This is a genomic window from Hydrocarboniphaga sp. FW305-C-57, from assembly GCF_058783045.1.
Genome location: NZ_JBYSYG010000005.1, coordinates 171,780 through 189,715, shown reverse-complemented (window position 1 = coordinate 189,715; position 17,936 = coordinate 171,780). Strand labels below are relative to the sequence as shown.

15 protein-coding genes are annotated in these 17,936 nt (G+C 65.8%); 12 read left to right on the top strand and 3 right to left on the bottom strand.

Annotated elements, in window-relative coordinates; genetic code table 11:
* The first annotated feature begins 5 nt into the window (after positions 1 to 5).
* The 12 genes from nuoC to AC3WUM_RS12300 are packed head-to-tail and all read left to right on the top strand — an operon-like array spanning position 6 to position 14,657.
* A complete protein-coding gene (gene nuoC, locus AC3WUM_RS12355) occupies positions 6 to 1,769 on the top strand; it encodes an NADH-quinone oxidoreductase subunit C/D (RefSeq protein WP_492410616.1) in 1,764 nt (587 codons plus the stop codon).
* Position 1,770: 1 nt separating this feature from the next.
* On the top strand, positions 1,771 to 2,301 hold the full coding sequence (gene nuoE / locus AC3WUM_RS12350) for an NADH-quinone oxidoreductase subunit NuoE (RefSeq protein ID WP_492410615.1): 531 nt from the start codon (positions 1,771 to 1,773) through the stop codon (positions 2,299 to 2,301).
* Entirely contained in the window at positions 2,298 to 3,602 is a 1,305-nt protein-coding gene (nuoF, locus tag AC3WUM_RS12345) for an NADH-quinone oxidoreductase subunit NuoF (RefSeq protein ID WP_492410614.1), read from the top strand. The genes nuoE and nuoF overlap by 4 nt, the downstream gene beginning before the upstream one ends.
* A gap of 7 nt (positions 3,603 to 3,609) precedes the next feature.
* A complete protein-coding gene (nuoG, locus tag AC3WUM_RS12340) occupies positions 3,610 to 6,303 on the top strand; it encodes an NADH-quinone oxidoreductase subunit NuoG (RefSeq protein ID WP_492410613.1) in 2,694 nt (897 codons plus the stop codon).
* Complete coding sequence (gene nuoH, locus AC3WUM_RS12335) at positions 6,303 to 7,322, top strand: NADH-quinone oxidoreductase subunit NuoH (protein WP_492410612.1); 1,020 nt, start codon at positions 6,303 to 6,305, stop codon at positions 7,320 to 7,322. The genes nuoG and nuoH overlap by 1 nt, the downstream gene beginning before the upstream one ends.
* 4 nt (positions 7,323 to 7,326) lie before the next feature.
* Complete coding sequence (gene nuoI, locus AC3WUM_RS12330; protein ID WP_492410610.1) at positions 7,327 to 7,875, top strand: NADH-quinone oxidoreductase subunit NuoI; 549 nt, start codon at positions 7,327 to 7,329, stop codon at positions 7,873 to 7,875.
* A gap of 14 nt (positions 7,876 to 7,889) precedes the next feature.
* Entirely contained in the window at positions 7,890 to 8,402 is a 513-nt protein-coding gene (gene nuoJ, locus AC3WUM_RS12325; protein WP_492410609.1) for an NADH-quinone oxidoreductase subunit J, read from the top strand.
* Positions 8,399 to 8,707 (top strand): NADH-quinone oxidoreductase subunit NuoK, encoded by a 309-nt coding sequence (nuoK, locus tag AC3WUM_RS12320; protein ID WP_040454767.1) that lies wholly within the window; start codon positions 8,399 to 8,401, stop codon positions 8,705 to 8,707. The genes nuoJ and nuoK overlap by 4 nt, the downstream gene beginning before the upstream one ends.
* Positions 8,708 to 8,716: 9 nt before the next feature.
* Positions 8,717 to 10,630: an NADH-quinone oxidoreductase subunit L gene (gene nuoL, locus AC3WUM_RS12315; RefSeq protein WP_492410791.1), complete on the top strand. Its 1,914-nt coding sequence runs from the start codon at positions 8,717 to 8,719 to the stop codon at positions 10,628 to 10,630.
* 31 nt (positions 10,631 to 10,661) lie between these two features.
* On the top strand, positions 10,662 to 12,254 hold the full coding sequence (gene nuoM / locus AC3WUM_RS12310; RefSeq protein WP_492410608.1) for an NADH-quinone oxidoreductase subunit M: 1,593 nt from the start codon (positions 10,662 to 10,664) through the stop codon (positions 12,252 to 12,254).
* Positions 12,251 to 13,708 (top strand): NADH-quinone oxidoreductase subunit NuoN, encoded by a 1,458-nt coding sequence (gene nuoN / locus AC3WUM_RS12305; protein WP_492410607.1) that lies wholly within the window; start codon positions 12,251 to 12,253, stop codon positions 13,706 to 13,708. Before nuoM ends, nuoN begins: the two co-directional genes overlap by 4 nt.
* A gap of 13 nt (positions 13,709 to 13,721) precedes the next feature.
* Positions 13,722 to 14,657: a mechanosensitive ion channel family protein gene (locus AC3WUM_RS12300; RefSeq protein WP_492410606.1), complete on the top strand. Its 936-nt coding sequence runs from the start codon at positions 13,722 to 13,724 to the stop codon at positions 14,655 to 14,657.
* 48 nt (positions 14,658 to 14,705) lie between these two features.
* On the opposite strand, the gene AC3WUM_RS12295 is transcribed toward AC3WUM_RS12300, so the two are convergent.
* Genes AC3WUM_RS12295 through otsB form a run of 3 tightly spaced genes read right to left on the bottom strand, consistent with a single transcriptional unit; the run spans position 14,706 to position 17,783 of the window.
* Positions 14,706 to 15,677 (bottom strand): glucokinase, encoded by a 972-nt coding sequence (locus AC3WUM_RS12295; protein ID WP_492410605.1) that lies wholly within the window; start codon positions 15,675 to 15,677, stop codon positions 14,706 to 14,708.
* Between the two features lie 16 nt (positions 15,678 to 15,693).
* Positions 15,694 to 17,061, bottom strand: a complete 1,368-nt coding sequence (locus AC3WUM_RS12290; protein ID WP_492410604.1) for an alpha,alpha-trehalose-phosphate synthase (UDP-forming) — start codon at positions 17,059 to 17,061, stop codon at positions 15,694 to 15,696.
* Positions 17,058 to 17,783: a trehalose-phosphatase gene (gene otsB, locus AC3WUM_RS12285; protein WP_492410603.1), complete on the bottom strand. Its 726-nt coding sequence runs from the start codon at positions 17,781 to 17,783 to the stop codon at positions 17,058 to 17,060. Before otsB ends, AC3WUM_RS12290 begins: the two co-directional genes overlap by 4 nt.
* Between the last annotated feature and the right edge of the window lie 153 nt (positions 17,784 to 17,936).

The following is a 17,936-nucleotide window of genomic DNA, read 5'->3' as shown; positions in this document are numbered from 1 at the left end:
AAGACATGGCCGACGGAACTCCCGAGATCCTGCCGGAGATCGTGCGTGAGCTGATCACGCGCTTCGGTGACAACCTCTTCACCGTGCAGAAGACAGTCGACGGCATGCCCACGCTGTGGGTGCCGGCCGATCGCCTGCACGAGGTGCTGCGCTATCTCAAGAACGAGATCAGCCGCCCCTACAAGATGCTGTACGACCTCACGGCCGTCGACGAGCGCCTGCGCAAGCATCGCGCGGGGCTGCCGAAGGCCGATTTCACGGTCGTCTACCAGCTGCTGTCGATCGGCCGCAACGCCGATATCCGCCTGAAGGTCGCGCTGACCGGCGAATACCCCAAGCTCAAGACCATCGTCCCGATCTACGCGAACGCCAACTGGTACGAGCGCGAAGTCTGGGACATGTTCGGCATCGTCTTCGAAGGGCATCCGCACCTGCGGCGCATCCTGCTGCCGCCGACCTGGGAAGGTCATCCGCTGCGCAAGGAGTACAACGCGCGCGCGACCGAATTCGATCCGTTCCAGCTCGACGCGCTGCGCCAGGACCAGGAGCAGGAAGCGCTGCGCTTCGTGCCCGAGGACTGGGGCATGGCGCGTAGCGCCGGCGATCACGACTTCATGCTGCTGAACTTCGGCCCCAACCACCCGGCCGCGCACGGTGCCTTCCGCATCGTCGTGCAGCTCGATGGCGAAGAGGTCGTCGATTGCGTGCCCGACATCGGCTACCACCATCGTGGCGCCGAGAAGATGGGCGAGCGCCAGAGCTGGCACAGCTACATTCCGTACACCGATCGCATCGACTATCTCGGCGGGGTGATGAACAACCTGCCGTACGTGATGGCGATCGAGAAGCTCGCCGGCATCACCGTGCCCGATCGCGTCAAGACGATCCGCGTGATGCTCTGCGAGTTCTTCCGCATTACCTCGCACCTGCTGTTCTACGGCACCTTCGCGCAGGACGTCGGCGCGATGTCGCCGGTGTTCTTCATGTTCGTCGATCGCCAGAAGGCCTACGACGTCATCGAAGGCATCACCGGTTTTCGCATGCATCCGGCGTGGTTCCGCATCGGCGGCCTCGCGCACGATCTGCCGATCGGCTGGGAGAAGAAGGTCCAGGAATTCCTCGACTGGATGCCCAAGCGCCTCGACGAATACCGCAAGGCCTGCCTCGAAAATGCGATCCTGATTTCGCGTTCGCGCGACGTCGCCGCCTACACCACGGCCGATGCGCTCGAGTGGGGCGTGTCGGGCCCGGGCCTGCGCGCGACCGGCTGCAACTTCGACCTGCGCAAGGCGCGTCCGTATTCGGGCTACGAGAACTTCGACTTCGAAGTACCCGTCGGCCATCTCGGCGACGTCTACGATCGCGCGCTGCTGCGTGAAGAGGAAATTCGCCAGTCGCTGCGCATCATCGAGCAGTGCATGAAGAACATGCCGTCGGGTCCGTACAAGGCCGACCATGCGCTGACGACGCCGCCGCCGAAGGAACGCACGCTCAAGGACATCGACACCTTGATCCCGCACTTCCTCGGCGTGTCCTGGGGCCCGGTGATGCCGGCCGGCGAAACCTCGCAGATGATCGAGGCGACCAAAGGCCTCAACAGCTACTACCTGACCAGCGATGCCAACACCATGAGCTATCGCACGCGCATCCGTACCCCGAGCTTCGCGCATCTGCAGCAGATTCCGAGCGCGATCCGCGGCCAGATGATGCCCGACCTCATCGCTTACATCGCCTCCATCGATTTCGTGATGGCCGACGTGGATCGCTGATATGTCCGAGACTTCGAATCAAACGGTCATCAAGCTTGCTGACCTCGTCAAGCCCGCCGAGCCCTTCGTGCTCAGCGAGGAAGAACGCCACGAGATCGAGCACGAGCTGCATCACTATCCCGATTCACGCGCCGCGAGCATCGAAGCGCTCAAGATCGTGCAGAAGCATCGCGGCTGGGTTTGCGACGAAGCCATTCCGGTGATCGCCGAAGCCATCGGCATCAGCGCGGCCGACCTCGAAGGCGTCGCGACCTTCTACAGCCTGATCTTCCGCCGTCCGGTCGGACGCAACGTGATCAAGGTCTGCGACAGCATCTCCTGCCATCTGACCGGCTACGAGGAACTGCGCGACGCCTTCATCAAGGAACTCGGCATTCGTTTCGGCCAGACCACGGCCGACAACCGTTTCACGCTGCTGCCGATCTGCTGCCTCGGGGCCTGCGATCGCGGTGCCACCGTGATGATCAACGACGACCTGCATGGTCCGGTCGAACCGGGTGATGTCGCAAAACTGTTGGAGGCGTACGTATGAGTCTGCGCAGTGCAGCCGACCCGCAGTACCAGAAGCCGCTCACGCGCCTGATCGATCGCGCGGCCGGTCCGCTCGATATCGACGGCTACGAAGCCGAGGGCGGTTACGCCGCGCTCAAGAAGGCGGTCAAGGAACTCGAACCCGCGGCCGTGCAGGCCGTGGTCAAGGATTCGGGCCTGCGCGGTCGCGGCGGCGCGGGCTTTCCGACCGGTGTGAAGTGGAGCCTGATTCCGATGGGCCCGGACGCCGGCGAGAAGTATCTCGTCTGCAACGCCGACGAGATGGAGCCCGGCACGTTCAAGGATCGCCTGCTCATGGAGCAGGCGCCGCACCAGCTCATCGAGGCGATGGCGACCGCGGCGTACGCGATCCAGGCGACGCGCGGCTACGTCTTCCTGCGCGGTGAATACGTGGTCGCGGCCGAGCGTCTGAACAGGGCGCTCGCCGAGGCGCGTGCGAAGAATTACATCGGCAAGAACATCCTCGGCAGCGCCTGGAGCTTTGAGCTGTTCGTGCACACCGGCGCGGGCCGCTACATCTGCGGCGAAGAAACCGCGCTGATCAACTCGCTCGAAGGTCGTCGCGCGAATCCGCGCGCCAAGCCGCCGTTCCCGCAGATCGCGGGGCTCTGGGGCCGCCCGACCATCGTCAACAACGTCGAGACGCTCAGCAACATTCCGCACATCGTGCTGAACGGTGGCGACTGGTACAAGGCGCTCAACCAGGGCAAGAGCAAGGACGCCGGCACCAAGCTGTACGGCTGCTCCGGGCCTGCGAACAAGAACGGCATCTGGGAGCTGCCGATCGGCACCACGGCACGCGAACTGCTCGAAGTGCATGCCGGCGGCATGCGCAACGGCAAGAAGCTCAAGGCCTGGCTGCCGGGCGGCGCCTCGACCGACTTCCTGACGCCCGATCATCTCGATCTGGCGATGGATTTCGACACCATCGCCAAGGCCGGCTCGCGCATGGGCACGGGCCTGATCACCGTGGTCAACGAAGACCAGAGCATGGTCTCGGCCGTGCGCAATCTCGAAGAATTCTTCGCGCGCGAATCCTGCGGCTGGTGCACGCCGTGCCGTGACGGTCTGCCGTGGAGCGTGAAGATCCTGCGCGCCTTCGAAGCCGGGCAGGGCACGCCCGAAGATCTCGAAGTGCTCGCCAAGCTCACGCGCTGGCTGGGCCCCGGCAAGACCTTCTGCGCGCATGCGCCGGGCGCGATGGAACCGCTGCAGTCGGCACTGAAGTACTTCCGCCACGAGTTCGAGGCGGGTTTGGCGAAGCCGGCACAGGCAGCCTGAGGAACACATGGCAACCATTCACGTAGACGGCAAGCAGTACGAGGTCGACGGCTCGGACAATCTGCTCCAGGCCTGCCTCTCGCTGGGCCTCGATATTCCTTACTTCTGCTGGCACCCGGCGCTCGGCAGTGTCGGCGCCTGTCGCCAGTGCGCGGTCAAGCAGTTCGCCGACGAGAACGACAAGCGTGGCCGCCTGGTGATGTCGTGCATGACCCCGGCCTCCAACAACGCCTACATTTCGATCGAAGACGAAGAGGCCAAGGAGTTCCGCGAGACCATCGTCAGCTTCTTGATGACGAATCACCCGCACGATTGCCCGGTCTGCGAAGAAGGCGGCCACTGCCATCTGCAGGACATGACGGTCATGACGGGCCATCACAGCCGGCAGTACCACTTCACCAAGCGCACGCACCTCAACCAGGAACTTGGCCCGTTCATCGCCCACGAGATGAACCGCTGCATCGCCTGCTATCGCTGCGTGCGCTACTACCGCGACTACGCGGGCGGCACCGACCTCGGCGTGTTCGGATCGGCGGCCAATGTCTACTTCGGCCGCGAAAAGCCCGGCACCTTGCAGAGCGAGTTCTCGGGCAACCTGTCCGAGGTCTGCCCGACCGGCGTGTTCACCGACAAGACCCACTCCGAGCGCTACGTGCGCAAGTGGGACATGCAGTTCGCGCCGAGCATCTGCACGGGTTGTGCGGTTGGTTGCAACATCTCGCCCGGCGAGCGCTACGGCGAAATCCGCCGCATCGAGAACCGCTACAACGGTGAGGTCAACGGCTACTTCCTGTGCGATCGTGGCCGCTTCGGCTACGGCCACGTGAACCTCAAGGACCGTCCGCGCAAGGCGCAGATCAAGCGGGCCGGCGTGTTCGCCGAAATCGAAGCGAACGAAGCCATCGCCCACGTGCGCAGCCTGCTCGCCTCGGCGAGTTCGGTGCTCGGCATCGGCTCCACGCGTGCGAGCCTCGAATCGAACTTCGCGCTGCGCGCGCTGGTCGGCGCCGACAACTTCAGCAATGGCCTGTCCGCGCAGAACGCGGCGCTGACGGCCTTCGCGCTCAAGGTGCTGCGCGAAGGCGCGGTGCCGGCCGCGACGATTCGCCAGATCGAGCAGGCCGACGCCGTGCTCGTGCTCGGTGAAGACGTGCTCGCGACCGCTTCGCGCGTGTCGCTCGCGCTGCGCCAGGCGGCCAAGGGCAAGACGCTCGAAATGACGCGCGAGAAGCGCGTGCCCGATTGGCAGGCCTACTCGGCCGCCGACATCGGCCAGCATGAGCGCTATCCGATCATCATCGCCACGCCGGCGGCGACGCGCTTCGACGAGATCGGCAGCACCGTGCTGCGTCTGGCGCCGGGTGCGATTGCCGCGCTCGGCTTCGCGGTCGCCAACGCGATCGACGGCTCCGCGCCGGCCGCGACGGGCCTGTCGGATGCCGATGCGGCGCAGGTTGCCAAGATCGCCGAGACGCTGACCAAGGCGAAGCGCCCGCTGATCGTCTCGGGCACCGGCTGCGGTTCGCTCGAAGTCATGCAGGCCGCCTCGAATCTCGCGACCGCGCTGCACAAGCAGAACGCGGAGACGCTCATCAGCCTCGCGATTCCGGATTCCAACAGCATGGGCATGGCGCTGTTCGAGGCGAACGACCTCGAAGCCTCGCTGGCCAAGCTGCCGGCTTCGGGCGCGGTGGTCGTGGTGCTCGAAAACGACCTCACGCGCCGCCTGCCGGCCGCCGCGCTCAAGAAGCTCGACGGCGCCACGCTGGTCGTCGTCGATCACCAGATGACCGCGACCGCGCAGGCCGCCGACGTGATCCTGCCGGCCGCGAGCTTCGCCGAAGGCGATGGCACCGCGGTGAACTTCGAAGGCCGCGCCCAACGCTATTTCCAGGTCTTCGATCCGGCTTACTACGATCGCACCGTCGATACGCTCGAATCCTGGCGCTGGCTGTCTCGCCTCAAGGACGGCAACGACGTGATCCTCGACGACGTGCTCGCCGAGATCGAGGCCGCGCTGCCGCAGCTGAAGGGCATCGCCGCCGCCGCGCCGGACGCGAGCTTCCGCGTGCAGGGCATGAAGATCAATCGCGCTCCGCCGCGCCAGTCCGGCCGCACGGCCGCGCGCGCCAACGTGTTCGTGCACGAGCCGCGCGCGACACAGGACAAGGATTCGGGTCTCGCGTTTTCGATGGAGGGCTACAACGGCATCGGCAGCCAGGATCGCCCGGCCGCCGTCGTGCCGTACGCCTGGGCTCCGGGCTGGAACAGCCCGCAGTCCTGGAACAAGTTCCAGGACGAAGTCGGCGGTGCGCTCAAGGGTGGCGACGCCGGCGTGAAGCTGTTCAAGCCGGCCGCTTCGGGACTGGCTTATTCGCCGGCCGCTCCGGCGAGCATCGGCAACGGACTGGTCGCGTTTCCGCTTTACCAGACCTTCGGTTCCGAAGAGCTCTCGGGCAAGGCCAAGCCGATCCGTGAGCGCAGCAACGCGCCGTTCGTCGAGCTTTCGCTGGCCGATGCGCAGCGCCTCGGCATCGAGCACGAAGCCAAGGCCACCGTGAAGGCCGGCGATGTCAGCGTGACCTTGCCAGCCAAGGTTCGCGTGGACTTCCCGGTCGGCCTGGTCGGTCTGCCGGTCGGCTTGCCGGGCGTGCCGACGATCGCCTCGGGCGCCGCAGTCGACGTCGTGAAGGGGGCCTGATGATCGAGCAGATCTACTCGCTGCTGCCGGCCTTCGTCTGGGACATTCTCTGGGCGGTCGTCAAGGCCGTGATCATCCTGCTCGGCGTGGTGATCTCGGCCGCCTGGATGATCTGGCTCGAGCGCCGTCTGCTCGGCCTCTGGCAGGACCGTTACGGCCCGAACCGCGTCGGCCTCTGGGGCCTCGGCCAGGTCATCGCGGACATGCTCAAGATCTTCTTCAAGGAAGACTGGACGCCGCCGTTCGTGGACAAGTTCACGTTCACGCTCGCCCCGGCGATCGCGATGAGCATGATGCTGCTGCCGTTCTGCCTGATTCCGGTCACGCCGAACTGGGGCGTCTCGCATGCCAGCCTCGGCCTGCTGTTCTTCTTCGCCACCGCGGGCCTGGCCGTTTACGCGGTGATGCTCGGCGGCTGGTCGTCCAACAGCAAGTACTCGCTGCTCGGCGGCCTGCGCTCGACCGCGCAGACGATCAGCTACGAAGTGTTCATGGGCATTTCGCTGATGGGCATCGTCGTGCAGGTCGGCAGCTTCAACCTGCACGAGATCGTGCGCTGGCAGCAGGAACACGTCTGGCTGATCTTTCCGCAGTTCTTCGCGTTCCTGACCTGGGCGCTGGCCGGCGTCGCGGTCACGCACCGCACGCCGTTCGACCTGCCCGAAGCCGAGTCCGAACTCGCCGCCGGCTACCACACCGAGTATTCGGGCATGAAGTTCGGCATGTTCTTCGTCGGCGAATACGTCGGCATCGTGCTCGTCTCGGGCCTGACCACCGCGCTGTTCTTCGGCGGCTGGGAAGCGCCGTTCGGTGACTACCTGCCGTTCCTCAACGCGGTGCCGTTCGTCTGGTTCGCGCTGAAGTCCTTGTTCTTCATGTCGTCGTTCATCCTGCTGCGCGCGGCCCTGCCGCGTCCACGTTACGACCACATGATGTCCGCCGCCTGGAAGGTCTGTTTGCCGATGTCGCTGCTGAATCTGATCGGCACCGCGGCCGTCGTGCTGTGGACGGGAGCCTGATCCGATGAAAACCTTCTTCGCCGTGCTGCACGGCATCTGGACCCAGCTGCGGTCCATCGGCATGATCTTCATGCACTCGTTCCGTCCGCGCGACGTGATCCTCTATCCGGAGGTCAAGCCGCCGGTGCCGCCGCGCTATCGCGGTCGCATCGTGCTCACGCGCGACCCCGACGGCGACGAGCGCTGCGTGGCCTGCAACCTCTGCGCGGTGGCCTGCCCGGTGGGCTGCATCTCGCTGCAGAAGGCCGAGCGTCCCGAGGACGGCCGCTGGTATCCGGAGTTCTTCCGCATCAACTTCTCGCGCTGCATCTTCTGCGGCCTTTGCGAAGAAGCCTGCCCGACCAACGCGATCCAGCTGACGCCCGACTACGAGCTCTGCGAGTACGACCGCCAGAACCTCGTCTACGAGAAGGAGCATCTGCTCATCTCGGGCGTCGGCAAGTACCACGACTACAACTTCTACCGGGTGTCCGGCATGGCCATCACGGGCAAGGGCAAGGGCGAGGCGCTCAACGAATCGGCTCCGGTCGACATCAAGTCGCTGCTGCCGTAAAGGACTCGGGACGCATGATCGAACCACTCGTTTCCGCTGCTTTCTACATCGCCGGATTCGTCGCGCTGTTCTCGACGGTGATGGTGGTCGTCAACACGCATCCGGTGCACGCGCTGCTGTACCTGGTGCTCTCGCTGCTGTCGATCGCGATGGTGTTCTTCACGCTCGGCGCTCCGTTCGCGGGCGTGCTCGAGGTCATCGTCTACGCAGGCGCCATCCTGGTGCTGTTCGTGTTCGTGGTGATGATGCTCAACCTCGGCAAGCAGACCGTCGAACAGGAAAAGAAGTGGCTCAAGGGCTCGGGCTGGATCGGTCCGGTGGTGCTCGCCGGCGTGCTGCTCGCCGAACTCGTGCTGATCCTGTGGCCGCAGGCCGGCCTGACGCCGATCAGCGGCAAGGTCGTCGGCGCCAAGGAAGTCGGCATCGCCATGTTCGGGCCTTACCTGCTCGCGGTCGAACTCGCCTCGACGCTGCTGCTCGCCGGCCTCGTGGCCGCCTACCACCTGGGACGTAGCCAAGACTCATGACCACCATTCCCATGGAGCATGGGCTGCTGCTCGCCGCAGCGCTCTTCACGCTGGGCTTCGCCGGCCTGGTGGTTCGCCGCAACGTGCTGTTCATGCTGATGTCGGTCGAAATCATGATGAACGCGACCGCGCTGGCCTTCGTCACCGCCGGCGCGCGCTGGGGCAACGCGGACGGGCAGGTGATGTTCGCGTTCGTGCTCTCGCTGGCCGCCGCCGAAGCCTGCGTGGCGCTCGCGCTGGTGATCCAGCTCTACCGTCGCTTCCGCACGCTGGACGTGGACGCGGCCAGCACGATGAAGGGGTAAGACGGCATGCTGAATCTGCTACCGCTGGTTTTCGTCTTCCCGCTCGTCGGCTTCCTGCTGCTCGCGTTCTCGCGCGGCCGCCTGTCCGAGAATGCCGCCGCGAGCATCGGCGTCGGCGCGATGGGCCTGTCGGCGCTGACCGCGCTCGTGGTCGGCTACGACTTCCTCGCGCATCCGCCGGAAGGCCACGCCTACACGCATCTGCTGTGGACCTGGATGTCGGTCGGCAACTTCGCGCCGACCTTCGCGCTGAAGCTCGACGCGCTGTCGCTGACCATGCTCGGCGTCATCACCGGCGTGGGCTTCTTCATCCATCTGTTCGCCTCGTGGTACATGCGCGGCGACGACGGTTATGCGCGCTTTCTGAGCTACATGAACCTGTTCGTCGCGAGCATGCTGTTCCTCGTGCTCGGCGACAACCTGCTGTTCCTGTACTTCGGCTGGGAAGGCGTGGGCCTGTGCTCCTACCTGCTGATCGGCTTCTGGTACAAGGACCCGGCCAACGGCGCCGCGGCGCGCAAGGCCTTCGTGATCACGCGCGTCGGCGACACCTTCATGGCGATCGCGCTGTTCATCCTGTATCGCGAATTCGGCACGCTCAACATCGATGAACTCGCGCGCCTGGCGCCCGAAGCCTGGGCGGTCGGCAGCACGGTGGCGACCGCGACGGCGCTGCTGCTGCTCGGTGGCGCGGTCGGCAAGTCGGCGCAGCTTCCGCTGCAGACCTGGCTGCCTGACGCCATGGCTGGTCCGACGCCGGTTTCCGCGCTGATCCACGCGGCGACCATGGTGACCGCGGGCGTGTACCTGATCGCGCGCACGCACGTGCTGTTCGAGCTGTCTCCGTTCGCGCTCGAGTGCGTCGGCGTCATCGGCGCGATCACGCTGCTGCTCGCCGGTTTCACGGCGCTCATGCAGACCGACATCAAGAAGATCCTCGCGTACTCGACCATGAGCCAGATCGGCTACATGTTCCTGGCCGAAGGCGCGGGTGCGTATCAGCCGGCCGTGTTCCACCTGATGACGCACGCCTTCTTCAAGGCGCTGCTGTTCCTGTCGTCGGGCTCGGTGATCCTGGCGATGCATCACGAGCAGGACATCTTCCGCATGGGCAACCTGCGCAAGCACATTCCGTTCGTGTTCTGGTGCATGTTGATCGGCACGCTCGCGCTCTGCGCGTTCCCGTTCACTTCGGGCTTCTATTCGAAGGACGAGATCCTGCACGAGGCCTATCTGGCCGGTCATTACGACCTCTGGCTCGCAGGCCTGTTCGGCGCCTTTTTGACCGGTGTCTACAGCTTCCGCCTGATCTTCATCGTCTTCTTCGGTCCCGAGCGCTGGCGCCAGGCCGCGCACCATGCGCATGGGCATGACGATCATGCGGACACCCACGCGCACCACGGCCTCGGTCCGAAGGATGCGCCGCACGGCGCCAAGACACTCGATCACCACCTGCCGCTCGCGGTGCTGCTGATCTTCTCGATCGTCGGTGGCTTCATACACCTGCCGCTCGATACCGTGCTGCCGGCCGCGGAGCATGCGGATCACGGTCCGGCCTGGATCGTCTACCTGCCGATTCCGGTGTCGCTCGCGGGCATCCTGGTGTCCTGGCTGCTGTTCGTGCAGGCCCCGCAGATTCCGGCCGCGCTCAAGAACGGCGCCGCGACGGCCTGGCTCGGCAAGCTCTGGAAGAACGCCTGGGGCTTCGACTGGCTCTACGACATGCTGTTCGAGCGCCCGTTCGTGTGGATTTCGCGCGTCAACCGCAACGACTTCATCGACCAGCTGATCGGCCTGATTCCGGCGACCCTGCGCGGTGCGAGCACGATCGCCACGACCACGCAGACCGGCGGCCTGCGCTGGTACGCGGCGGTGGCCGGCGCCGGCATCTGCGTGCTGATCGCCGTCGTGGCGCTGCACTGATCAAAGCCCCAGGAAACTAGAGAACGACACGATGATTCTGGCCTGGCTCATCCTCATTCCCTTCATCGGCGGCCTGCTGAGCTGGCAGAGCGAGCGCTCTTCGCGCGGCACCCCGCGCTGGATCGCCCTGATCACCATGCTGTCCACGCTAGCCATTTCGCTGTGGCTGTGGGCGACCGGCGACTACTCGATGACCGGCACCGGCTTCGCGGCTGCCGCCGGTCAGGCTCCGCAGTGGACCGTCGAGTTCAAGGCGCAGTGGATTCCGGCGATCGGCGTGAGCATCCACCTGGGTCTCGACGGCCTGTCGCTGCTGCTCGTGGTGCTGACCAACCTGATCGGCGTGCTCGCGATCGCCTGCTCGTGGAAGGAGATCGAGCGCAACGTCGGCTTCTTCCATCTGAACCTGCTGTGGAACCTCGGTGGCGTGGTCGGCATCTTCCTCGCGCTGGACATGTTCTTGTTCTTCTTCTTCTGGGAAATGATGCTGGTGCCGATGTTCTTCCTGATCGCGCTCTGGGGGCACAACATGCCCGGAGGCAAGGGCAGGGTCCACACCGCGATCAAGTTCTTCATCTACACCCAGGCTTCGGGCTTTTTGATGCTGATCAGCATCCTCGGCCTGGTCTACCTGAATCACCAGGCCACCGGCGTCTGGAGCTTCGACTATCACGATCTGCTCGCCACCCAGCTGTCGGCCAACGCCGAGTGGTGGCTCATGCTCGGCTTCTTCCTGGCCTTCGCAGTCAAGATGCCGCTGGTGCCGCTGCACAGCTGGCTGCCCGATGCGCACAGCCAGGCGCCGACCGCCGGCTCGGTCGACCTCGCGGGCATCCTGCTCAAGACCGCGGCCTATGGCCTGCTGCGCTTCGGCATTCCGTTCTTCCCGAACGCCTCGGCCGAATTCGCGCCGGTGGCGATGTGGCTGTCGGTGCTCGGCATCGTCTACGGCGCGGTGGTGGCGTTCTCGCAGACCGACATCAAGCGCCTGGTCGCCTACAGCAGCGTGAGCCACATGGGCTTCGTCGTGATCGGCATCTACGCGGGCACCGAGCAGGCGCTGCAGGGCGTGGTCGTGCAGATGATCGCGCACGGCCTGTCGGCCGCTGGCCTGTTCATCCTGTGCGGCGAAATCTACGAGCGCCTGCACACGCGTGATCTGAGCAAGATGGGCGGCCTGTGGGCGCGATTCCCGAACCTGCCGCCGATCATGCTGTTCTTCTGCGCGGCCTCGCTGGGCCTGCCGGGCCTCGGCAACTTCGTCGGCGAATTCCTGATCCTGGTCGGCAGCTTCCCGGTCGCTCCGGTGATCACGATCATCGCGGCCTCGGGCCTGATCCTCGCGGCGGTCTACTCGCTGATCATCGTGCAGCGAGCGCTGCACGGCGCTCCGCAGGAACTGCCCCCCGGCGCGCATCTGCACAACGGCAAGCTCAAGGATCTGTCGCGTCGCGAACTCGTGATGATGTTCTCGCTGATGATCCTGCTGCTCGGCCTGGGCCTGTATCCGCAGCCCGTCATCAACGCCGCCAAGGCGCCGGTGCAGGCCGTTCACGCCATCTATAGCGCTGCCGGGAAACCCGTCGCCGGCCAAGTCGCAGCCAGCACCGGAGTCGCCGAATGAACAGCAGCCAGCTTGGGGCGCTGACCCCATTGTTGCTCGCCACCGCGACCGTCGTCGCGGTGATGCTGACGATCGCGATCAAGCGCCATCACCGCCTGTGCGCGCTCGTCGCCGTGATCGGCACCAACCTCGCGCTGTTCTCGGTGCTGCCGGCCGTGTTCGGCGGCAATACCGAAGCCATCGCGGTGACCGGGCTCATGCAGATCGACAGCGCCGCGCGCTTCGGCATGGCGCTGGTGCTCGCGACCACGCTCGGCGTGCTCACGCTGTGCCATGCCTATTTCGAAGGCTTCAAGAAAAACCGCGAAGAAATCTACCTGCTGATTAGCCTCGGCACGCTCGGTGCGCTGACGCTGGCCTGCGCCTCGCATGCCTCGACCCTGCTGCTCGGGGTGGAACTGCTGAGCCTGCCGATGGTGGCCGGCGTCGCGTATGCGTTCGACGATCGTCGCTCGATCGAAGGCGGCCTCAAGTACCTGATCCTGTCGGGCGGCGCCTCGGCGGCGCTGCTGTTCGGCATCGCGCTGGTCTACGCGCAGATCGGTTCGCTCGACATCGGTGCGATGGCCAACGCGATCGCGATCGCGAGCGCCGACCAGCCGCTGGTGCTCGCGGGTACCGCGATGCTGCTCTCGGGCCTCGCGTTCAAGCTCTCGCTGGTGCCGTTCCACCAGTGGACGCCCGACGTCTACGAAGCCGCGCCGACGCCGGTCGCGGCCTACATGGCCACGGTCTCCAAGCTCGGTGTGTTCATCGTCATGCTGCGCCTGTTTCATGCGGGCACCGATAGCGCCGCGTCTCCGTTCATCCTGAGCGCGGTGGTGGTGATCGCGGTGGCGTCGATGCTCGTCGGCAGCGTGCTCGCGCTGCGACAGAACAACCTCAAGCGCCTGCTCGCGTATTCGTCGATCGCCCACTTCGGTTATCTGGCGATCGTGCTCGTGGTGCCCGGCGAGGCCTCGCTGCGCGCGGCCGGCGTGTATCTGGCGACCTATCTGGTCACCTCGCTCGGCGTGTTCGGCGTGATGGCGCTGGTGTCGAGCCCGATGTCGGATCGCGACCAGGAGGACATCGCCGACTACCGCGGCCTGTTCTGGCGTCGTCCATACCTGACGTCGATCCTGACCGCGATGCTGCTGTCGCTCGCCGGCATTCCGCTCACGGCCGGCTTCATCGGTAAGTTTTCGGTCATCGCGGTCGGCACAAACTCGGCACAGTGGCTGCTCGTCGGCAGCCTGATCGTCTCGAGCGCGATCAGCATCTACTACTACCTGCGCGTGCTGAGCGGCCTGTTCAGTGCAGTCGACAAAGGCTCCGAACGGGTCAGTGAGTCGCTCGGCTGGGCGCAGAGCGCAGGCGGCATCATGCTGCTGCTCGCGATGATCGCAATGCTCTGGATGGGCGTTTACCCGCAACCGCTGTTCGAGCTCAGCGGACAACTCGCACTGCACTAGCAAGGACCGCTGAATGGCCACGACCGCCCCCGCTCCGACCAACGCCACCCGCGAAGTCACCGAGCTCGGACGCATCCTGCGCCAGCTCGATGTTCCGGAGTTCTGGCAGGCCTGGCTCGAGCCGGCGATCCGCCTGTTGCTGGTCCTGATCGTCGGATGGGCGCTGCTGCGCTTGCTCAGGCTCGTGATCAGCCGCTTCGAAAAGCGGCTGCTCGCCGCGGCCGATCACAATGTCGAAACGCAGTTCGATGCGCGCAAGCGCATCGGCACGCTGGTCGGCTTGCTGCGCCAGGTTGTCAACATCGTGATGTTCGTGATCCTCGGGCTCATCGTGCTGATGCAGCTCGGCGTGCAGGTTGGTCCGTTGATCGCGGGCGCCGGCATCGTCGGCGTGGCGGTGGGCTTCGGCGCTCAATACCTCGTGCGCGACGTCATCACCGGCTTCTTCATCGTGCTCGAGAACCAGATCCGCGTTGGCGACGTGGTGACGATCAACGGCACCGGTGGCCTCGTCGAGGCGCTGACGATCCGCACCGTGGTGCTGCGCGACGGCAACGGCGTCGTGCATGTGTTCACGCACGGCAACATCAGCACGCTGAGCAATGCGACGCGCGACTGGTCGGCCTACATCTTCAATTTCGCGATCCAGCTCAAGGAAGATCCCGAAGAAGTCATGCAGGCGATTCGCGATGCGGTCGCCGAGCTGCGCCAGGACGAAGTGATCGGTCCCAAGATCATCGCCGACGTCGAACTCTGGGGCGTCGACAAGCTCGACGGCGGCGGCTTCACGATCCAGGGGCGCATCAAGAGCCGGCCAGGCCAGCAGGCCGACGTCGCGCGCGCCTTGCTGCGCAAGTTGCGCACGCTGTTCGGCGAGCGCTCGATCGAGATGTCGTCGAGCACGCCGACGATCCAGCTGCTGCCGGCGCCGCAGCCGGTCAAGCCCTGAAGATAAAAAGGCCCGCGAACTCCGCGGGCCTTTTCGTTCGGGGCGCTTTCAGGCCGACAGGTGCGATTCCGGATTCAGCGCGAGCTGGGCGAGCCCGAGCAGCGACGGATTCGGATGATGGATGCGGAACACCGGCACCGCGCCGATATCCGCGGCGATCGGTGATTTGTCCTCCATGCCCTTGCGGAACGCCGGTTCGTCGAGCGCATCCTCGAGCTCGTCGAGCACGGTGCCGACCAGATAGACGCCGTTCCAGGCCCCATAGGCGAGCGCGAGGTTGCCGACCGCACGGCCGAGCCAGGTCGAGAACACGATCATCGCCTTGCGCGCCGCCGGTTCGCCGGCGAGTGCGCGCTGGCCGATCGTACGCGCGCTTTCATCGGGCAGGCCGCTGCAGATTTCGTAGAGCCTCGCGAGGCCGCTGGCGGACAGCAGGCCGTCGATCGACAGGCGTCCGAGTGGCGCGAGCCGGTTGAGCCATTGCCGCTCGTCCGCGCTGACCGCGGCCAGGTCGAGCTGGCCGGCTTCGGTTTCGAGCAGCGAGCCTTCGGTGGTCAGCACCGCGGCACCGAAGCTGGCCCCGACGCCGATGACGAGCCGCACACCGGTGCGCTCGGGCCGCGCGATGCCGAAGGCCACGCGCTCTTCGGGCCGCAGCAGGGGCAGGGCGGCGGCGACGGCGGCCAGATCGTTGACGAGCATCACGCGCGAAGCGCCGGTCGCCACGCTCAAGTCGTTGAGTTCGATCGTGAGCTGGGCGCTGCCCATGCGCACGACGCTGCGCTCGGGCAGGCGCACGACACGCCCGGCCGCCGCGACCGCGCAGGCGTTCACCGATTGCAGGCCGGCGTTCTGCAGCTGTTCGGACAAAGCGGGTTGCAGGCGACCGTTCGGCGTGGGCAGGGGTCGCAGTGCTTGCAGATGAGGTCTCGCATCGCCGTTCATGTGGGCGAGCGCAGCGTGGAGTTCGGTGCCGCCGACATCGGCGACGAGTGCTACCCGAGTCGAATCCAAAGCCAAAATTGATTCCCCTCTCTCATTCCGTCGTGAGTGCTTCTAGGAAGCGGCGGGACCATTGGGCCACGTCGTTTTCCAGCAGGCCGCGCATGAGACCCTGATGGCGGCGCCGACGTTCATCGATCGTCATGGTCCGCGCGGTCTCGAGGGCGGTGGCGACTTCTTCCGTGTCGTAGGGATTGACCAGCAGGGCGTCGCGCATCTCCTGCGCGGCGCCGGCGAAGCGGGACAGGATCAGCACGCCCGGATCGGCCTCGTCCTGGGCCGCGACGTATTCCTTGGCGACCAGGTTCATGCCGTCGCGCATCGGCGTGACCAGGCCGATGCGACTCGCGCGATAAAGCCCGGCAAGTCGGCGTCGTGGAATCGCCTCGTTCACGTAGCGCACCGGCACCCAGTCGACCTTGCCGAAGCGCCCGTTCATCGAGGCCGCGTGCTGCTCGAGTTCGCGGCGGAAGTCGCGGTACGCGGTGACCTCGCCACGACTGATCGGCGCCACCTGCAGGTAGGTCACGCGTCCGTGCGCCTCCGGATGCTGCTCGAGCAGCAGTTCATAGGCATTCATGCGCCTAACCAGGCCCTTGCTGTAGTCGAGCCGGTCGACGCCGATGATCTGGTCGCGATCGCGCAGGAACTCGCGCATGCGCTGGTATTCGCGTTCGCCGTGGGTCGAGAAGCCGAAGTCGTGGAAGCGCGCCGTGTCGATGCCGACCGGAAACGCCTGGATGCGCAGGCGCTTGCCGAAAGCTTCCATCCAACCATTGCCGACCTTGCCGCCCAGGTCCTGCTCGACGTACGAGGCCAGCCGCTTCACGTCGTCGTCGATCTGGAAGCCCACGAGGTCGTATTCGAACAGGGCTTTGACGAGCGAGAGATGCTGCGGCAACGTCGTCAGCAACTCGCGCGGCGGAAACGGAATGTGCAGGAAGAAGCCGAGCCGCTGCTTGGCGCCGAGCTTGCGCAGCTCGCGCCCGATCGGGAACAGGTGGTAGTCGTGCACCCAGACCAGATCGTTTGGTTCCAGCAGCGGGAGCAGTGATTGCGCGAAGCGCTGGTTGACGCGCCTGTAGGCCTCGTAATGCGCGCGGTCGTAGCCGGTCAGGTCGAGACGGAAGTGGAACAGCGGCCACAGGCAGCGGTTCGCAAAGCCCGAGTAGTAGGCGTCGTGATCATCCTGCGTCAGATCGACCGTCGCCGAGGTGACTTCGCCTTCGCGGGACACGTGCGGCTCGTCGCTCGCGGCATCGACCGTCTTGCCACTCCAGCCGAACCAGAGCCCGCGGTTTTCGCGCAGCGCGTCGGCCAGAGCCACGGCCAGACCGCCCGCGAGTGGCGCCGTGCGCAATGAGCTCACGCGATTCGAAACCGCGACCAGCCGTCGTTTCATGGAGCCGCCCCCTCGAGTCGGTGGAGACTGGCGCGTAGCCAGCCCAGAACGGCGGAAACGTCCGCGAGCCGGCAACGCGCCGCGGTGTCGGCCGCACCCACGCGGATGCCGATGCCGCCCAGGGCCTGCACGGCACGGATCGCATCTTCGTCGGTGGTGTCGTCGCCGATGAAAAACAGCCTGCGTCCGGCAAACGGCCCGGTCTCCGCAAGTTCACGAACCGCGGAGCCCTTGTCGACGCCGGCGGGACGGGCTTCGTAGACGCAGTGTCCGCTCAACAAGTCGAATCCGAGCCGCTGCGCGACTTCGCTCATCGCGCGTCGGCAATCCTCGCGTCTGTCGGGCGCGAGCCGGTAGTGCAGGGCGATCGCGGCGCCCTTGTTCTCGACCAGAATGCCCGGCACGTTCGCGTAGCGCGCCTCGAGGTCGGCGACTTGCGCGGCCAGCTCAGGAGCAGCGCGCGCGGCGGGTGCTGGACCGGGATTCAAGCGCATCTGGTTGCCGTGCAGGCCCGCGCCGGGAAGCTGTAGCGGCGCCAGCCAGCGGTCGACCGACTCGAGCCTGCGGCCGGAAACCACGCCGAGCGCGCCGCCCAACCGATGCCTGAGAGACTGCAGAAGGCCGACGAGATCGTCGGCCGGTTTCAGTTGTTCCGGACTTTCCGCAAGCTCCACGAGCGTTCCATCGAAGTCGGCCAGAAGGCCGTCTCGGGCGGTCAGCAAGTCCGGAGCGACTCCCTGCAAGGTCGGATTTGGGTCCGATGGGGGCGGATTGAGCGTCCTGTCGGGTACGTCATCCATATTTTCAGGGTAACCCGAAAACGCCGGCCGATGACTGAATCGACGACGGCGCGCGCCGGCCCGGCCGGATTCGTC